At 58.1% G+C, this 4655-nt stretch carries 5 protein-coding genes and 1 pseudogene; 4 read left to right on the top strand and 2 right to left on the bottom strand.

All coding sequences use genetic code 11. From position 1 onward, the window contains the following. Nucleotides 1–24: 24 nt before the first annotated feature. A complete protein-coding gene (locus NW815_RS10650) occupies nt 25–156 on the bottom strand; it encodes a hypothetical protein (protein ID WP_414389862.1) in 132 nt (43 codons plus the stop codon). Nucleotides 157–196: 40 nt separating this feature from the next. Here NW815_RS10650 and NW815_RS10645 point away from each other — a divergent pair, with 40 nt between their 5' ends. From NW815_RS10645 to NW815_RS10635, 3 genes are all read left to right on the top strand, one after another. Then, complete coding sequence (locus NW815_RS10645; RefSeq protein WP_011434300.1) at nt 197–376, top strand: hypothetical protein; 180 nt, start codon at nt 197–199, stop codon at nt 374–376. 190 nt (nt 377–566) lie between these two features. Continuing rightward, complete coding sequence (locus NW815_RS10640; protein WP_414389865.1) at nt 567–2069, top strand: DUF697 domain-containing protein; 1503 nt, start codon at nt 567–569, stop codon at nt 2067–2069. Nucleotides 2070–2336: 267 nt separating this feature from the next. Further along, nucleotides 2337–2690 carry a DUF6464 family protein gene (locus NW815_RS10635; protein WP_414389868.1) on the top strand — a complete coding sequence of 118 codons (354 nt, stop codon included), beginning with the start codon at nt 2337–2339 and terminating at the stop codon, nt 2688–2690. Here the strand turns inward: NW815_RS10635 and NW815_RS10630 are convergent. Further along, a complete protein-coding gene (locus NW815_RS10630) occupies nt 2687–4147 on the bottom strand; it encodes a BCD family MFS transporter (protein WP_414389869.1) in 1461 nt (486 codons plus the stop codon). The genes NW815_RS10635 and NW815_RS10630 overlap by 4 nt on opposite strands. Before the next feature lie 169 nt (nt 4148–4316). On the opposite strand from NW815_RS10630, the pseudogene NW815_RS10625 reads away from it, so the two are divergent. Then, nucleotides 4317–4655, top strand: a pseudogene (locus NW815_RS10625) (hypothetical protein); the annotation flags it as partial.

Here is a 4655-nt window from a genome sequence, read left to right as displayed (position 1 = left end):
TCAGGAGAGTTCAGCGTGAATGTATCAGGACAGATCCGCATCAACAACGCCAAGGTAGTTGTGGCAGACATTTAAGCCTCTAACGGCATCATCCACGTCATCGATGCAGTCTTGATCCCGCCGCGTTAGGAATTGGGCCACCACTTCGGGCATCATAGAAGCATCGAGATTCAGCACTTTATTGGGGAGATTCAGCGTGGAGCGGCCTAAGTGGGTAGCAATCGTTACAGGGATCCTGGCCATTGCTCTGGGGGTGGGCTACTTGCTGCTGGTGCAGCTATTGGACTATCGCGGCGGCCAATTTTTGCCGGCACCACTGGAGCCGCCGGCGATTTTGGGAGAGGGGATCCCTGGCTCATTTGGCCGGTTGAGCTGAGGGTGTTTTTGACTCCCCGCTCCCTTCTCTGGTCTCTTGCTCAGCTACTTCTCAGCAAAGCTCTCGACAAAAAAGCTCTCGACAAAACTGTATGCTCAGCTACAGCAAGCCCTATGCTGGAGAAGCGACTCGGATGGCTCAGCAATTTTGGGTTGCTTGATTTGAAGATTTGGGCAGGCTGTGGGTTGGGATGGTGCTGTCGCGCTCCACTTGGGTGTGGTTGTGGGCAGGGCTGGGTTTGGCGGCCCTGAGCCAATATCTGCAATGGGTTAGCGGGATCTATAGCTTTATCGCCCCCCATTCGTTGCCGCTGGCGGATCTGGCAGTGGCCGGGATCCTGGGAGGGACAGCAGCAGCAGGTCTGGCAGCGCGCCATTGGTGGCAGCAGGCTGGCCGACGGCAAAGTACTCCAAACCAGCGGACACAACCGCTGCGGCGGGTTAAGTTAACTCGGAATCAGGTGCAAGCCGATCTGGAAGATGCCGATCGCCTGATCCAGAAGCTGCAGAATGACATCAGTCGCCGTGCCCTGCGTGCCAAGCTGCAAGAGATCAATCAGCGGCTTAACCAGGAGGAATTGCATCTGGTGGTGTTCGGCACCAGTTCCGCCGGCAAGACCTCGTTGATCAATGCCTTGATGGGCCGACCAGTGGGCGAAACAGCCCCCACCCTGGGCACCACCCAGCAGGGATCCATCCACACCTACCAATTGGAGGGCTGGAACGGCCCCATTTCCCTTACCGACACACCTGGGCTGCTGACGATTGGGGGAGCAGGTGAAGCGGAAGCCCGCGCCCTGGCCCAGAAGGCGGATCTGCTGATCTTGGTGGTGGCCGGAGACCTGCTGGCTTCGGAATATGCCGAAATGCTGGAGTTGGCCCGGCTGGGCAAATCCGCCATCCTGGCCCTCAACAAAACCGATCAGATGCTGCCGGAGGATGTAGAGACCATCTTGGCCCATTTGCGCCGACGCACCGCCGGTGTTATCCCTGCCGAACAGGTGGTGGCTATCGCCGCTGATCCAGAGCCCCTCAAGGTTCGCTACTACTCCGAAGATGGCTCTGTGTGGGAAACTTGGGAGCCGCAGCCCCCCGAGACAGAGGCCCTCATCCAACAGATGGCTCAACTGCTGCAGCAGAAGGGATCCCACCTGCGCTTGGCCAATGCCTTGTTGCAAACCCGAACTCTCAGCGAAGCCGTCCAGCAGGCCCTCCAAGAAGAACGTCGCCAACAGGGTCGCCAGATCGTGGAACGGATGCAGTGGGCCACCGCTGCTGCCCTGGCGGCAAACCCTCTTCCTGCTTTGGATGTGCTGGCAGGAGTAGCCATTCAGGCGCGCATGATTGGGGAACTGCACCAGGTGTTTGACCGACGCATTACCTTGCGCCGGGCCCAGCAAATTGCCCAGAGTTTGGCGCAAATGGTGGTGCAACTGGGGGGGCTGGAGCTGGCTACTCAGGCTTTGGGCTCTCTGCTCAAGGCCAGCCCCTTGATGGTTATGGGGATCCCCCTGCAGGCAGTGACGGGGGCCTATCTGACACGGGTGGCGGGGCTCAGTTACCTAGAGTGGCTGTCCTCTGGGGATCCCTGGCAAGAGGAAATCCTGCAAGAGCGGATTAGGCAGCAGCTCCAAAACCGTCATCCTCTGGCCTTTCTCACCCAACTGGCCCGCCAAGCCCATTCCAACAGCTAGTCCAAGCATCCGTCTTTTCGCCGCCACAGGCCCAACCTATCCCGTTCTCCGCCCGCCGCAGAAAATCCATTACACTGAGTACAGCTTTTTCTAACTTAACTTTGTAGAAGTTCTGTAGATTAGCAGGCTCCAGGTCACACAGGAGAGAACATTTGTACCAGCCATACTCAGTGTTGCCGGAAAAAGTTGCACAATTTGTTAATCACAAGTCAAGCCCAGTCCATCATTTTGTAGTCTGCTGCCCTAAACTGGCTCCGTTTGCGCCTTATGTCTTCCATCAACCCGACCTTGCCCATTCAGTGGATCGACGCGGATTCGGGAGAGGTGGTGGAAGAATGCCCTTGGGAGAGCAGTCCCCATCCGGGCACCTACGTCCAACTGGCAGAGCAGCACTACCTGGTTCTGGAAAAGCGTCATTCCTACCGGCTCCGGCAAGGCAAATACCACCTGTGTGGGATCCGCGCCTTGGTGCGTTCGGTAAACCCACCGCAGGAAGCAGGGAATTGCCTGGGGGATCCCTCCTGTCGGTTTAATGCTCACTCGCCCTTGCTGCGTTGTGCCGTCAACCCCAGCGGGCCCTGTCAGGGCTGCCCCCACTACGAGCCAGCTCTGCGTTGCTAGCCCTCCAACTCCAGAGCCATGACCTGGGTGAGCACACGGTTGGTGTTTTCGCGAAACTCAGCCACGCTCACCCGCCCCAACAAATACACAGCCAGCAACATCACCGCCGCCTCTGTCCCGAACACCGTGGCATAGGCAAGTATTGGCGAGCCGGGAAATAGGATCCGCCCCAGATCGAGCAAAGCCCCACCAAGTAAGGTGGAAACTGCCTGGGACATGGCCTGGGCCAGTCCCCAAGCCCCGATAAAGGTGCCTGCCGTCTCCGCTGCCGTCAAATCCAACATGAGGGTAATGGCGCCATTGGTGGTGATCCCAGAAGCCAAGCCAAACAGGATCATACACAGCTGCAGCAGCCGTGGATTGCCTGTAAACCCTGAGGCAATGGTCAGCCCAAAAGAGATGGCCACCAGCAGACAGCCCAGACGAGCCGTTGTCTGTTTGCCCAGCTTGGGCACAATGAAAAATCCGGTCAGCACAATCCCTGCCAAAATACCCAGGCTCCAAAAGGCATTGAGCTGGGTGCTCTGGGCCACCGTCATGCCAAACACCTCGCCGCCATAGGGTTCTAGGATCGGCTGTTGGATAAACAGGCCCATGGTCATCAACACCAAGAAGCCGAAAAAGATCAGGGTTTGGCGGCTGGCGGTCAGCACCTTGATGGCCGTACCCAGGGTGATTTGGTCTTCTCGTCCGGCCAAGGTGGAACGGGATCCGTAGCGGGAATAGCGCTTTTCCACTCCCCAGGTGGCAACCACCCCCAGCAGGATCACCACGGCTGGAATGATGATGAAGAGGCGATTAATGGTGCTCTGCAGGTTGTCCGGATCCAAGCCCCGCAGCAGAACTGCCGAGCCAATGGCCCCGCCGGCAATGCCCACCATCAACATAGACCAGACGATCCCCACCAACTTAGAGCGGTTGTCCTCGTCTGACACATCCACCAGCAAAGCCGCAAAAGGCGTGGAGCAGGCGCTGAGGCAGAGACCATAAAGGGCAAACATCAAACAGGCCAAGCCTACCCAGCCATAGGTGGCTCCAGACCAGCCCGTAGCCGCAAAGCTATCCCCCAAACCCCACACCACCTGCACCCCCAGGAAGATACAAACGGCAAATAGCACTGATCCCAGGCGCACATAGCCGGTGCGATGCAAGCCAAACAGGGGCTTGGCATCCGAGAGCTGCCCAAACCAAACCCGAGCCGGGGAGACCAACTGGTGCATGGCCAGGGATCCCCCCACCACTGTGGCCGGGATGGCCAGCAGATCCGTGTCGATCATGACGCGGTTCAGCACTCCCAAAGTGAGCAACGACATCATTCCCAAGCCCATCTGAAACAGGCCCAGGCGGAACATAACATGCAGCGGCAAAGACTGAACCTGCACCTGAGGCTCTGGAGAAGCTGGAGTTACAGAAGCCACAGAAGCGTTGACCTCGGGATCCCGGCGAATACTGGCCATGATCTGGAATATTTCGAAAGGGTGCTACAGCTTTTTATCGTAGCCCAGGTGGCTTGGGATCCCGGCAAAAGCATGGGGTTGCCAAAAGTGAAACCGCCACGTCCTCTCCCCTTTTGGGAGCTATTGTCAGGGTATAGTCCCCCAATTTCCAATCCTCAGGAATATTGCTATGCGCGCCCCCATCCCCTGGCTGCTGAGTTCACTGAGCTGGGTGGGCATTTCCCTGGCCGGAGCAGCCCTCGTCCCTACACTGATGGTGTCCACCTCGCAGGCAACCCCTATGGATTTTCCGCTCCACCAGTCCCTTTCTTCCCCCTCGCCTTCAGAGTGGGCAGAGTACTTGGCCTACAGGCAGGTGATTGACCAGACGATCTCCATGACCTGGGATCCGCAAGCGCGAGCCTTGGCAAAGCAGTATGGGCTGGATATCGTCAACATCACCTGGGAAGATACCGGACGCCACAAGGGATCCGCCCTTGGCCCCAACATCAGCGACATGACCATCCAG

Origin of the sequence: Synechococcus sp. R6-7 (assembly GCF_047461695.1) — a bacterium.
In the GTDB taxonomy this organism is placed as follows: domain Bacteria; phylum Cyanobacteriota; class Cyanobacteriia; order Thermostichales; family Thermostichaceae; genus Thermostichus.
This window is presented reverse-complemented; position numbering and strand designations above follow the sequence as displayed.